General features: G+C 70.2%; 2 protein-coding genes. One reads left to right on the top strand and one right to left on the bottom strand.

Features of this window, described 5'->3' with window-relative positions:
• Nucleotides 1-399: PPE family protein (locus tag AC5Y5B_RS25225; protein WP_500007396.1), on the bottom strand; the 399-nt coding region annotated here is incomplete at its 3' end.
• 21 nt (nt 400-420) lie between these two features.
• Here AC5Y5B_RS25225 and AC5Y5B_RS25220 point away from each other — a divergent pair.
• On the top strand, nt 421-734 hold a 314-nt coding region (locus tag AC5Y5B_RS25220), incomplete at its 3' end, for a hypothetical protein (protein ID WP_500007395.1).

Here is a 734-nt window from a genome sequence, read left to right as displayed (position 1 = left end):
CAGCGGGGTGTTCTGGCCCAGGACGTTGGTCGCCTGCAGCTGGGTCACCTGGGTGCGGTTGGCCGCGATCAGCGGCGGCGGCACCGAGGAGGCCAACGCGGTCTCGTAGGCCGCCGCCGCCGAACGAGCCTGGGCGGCCGCCTCCTCGGCCGAAGCGGCGGTCGTGGTCAGCCAGGCCGCGTACGGCGCGGCCGCCTGCGCCATCGCCGTGGACGCGGTCCCCAGCCACTCCTCGCTGTTCAGCGAGGTGATCACGCTGTCGTAGCTGAGCGCCGCCGAGTTGAGTTCGGCCGCGAGCGCGCTCCATGCCGATGCCGCGGCCAGAAACGAACCCGACCCCGGACCCGAGTAGATCCGCGCAGAATTGAACTCCGGCGGGAACGCCCCATAATCCACCACGAATATGCCCCTTAACCTGTGATGTTCGAATCGATGCGCCGAGTAGTAAAAGACGTTAATGCGCTGGTGACCACCGCCGGGCCGGTCAGCGGGGTGATGCCCGGAAGGCGCGCCTCTGCGCGCGTTGCCGGGGCCGACCGCCCGATACCCGCCAACCGCGCCGTCATAGGCCTGAGCAGTGCGCGTGAGCTGCGGAAACGATCGGATTCCGGGGTCCGGCCGCCGCGGGCGCCGACGGACGATGCCGGCCTGGCCGGCCGCGCGTGCATCGAGGCCGGGGATAAAATCCGGCCGCGGATAAGGGCGAGCGTGTCCATGCTGCGATTCCGACGCTC

It is taken from the genome of Mycobacterium sp. NGS33 (assembly GCF_059812885.1).
Note: the sequence above shows the minus strand (reverse complement) of the source record. Positions and strands in the feature narration are given on the sequence as shown.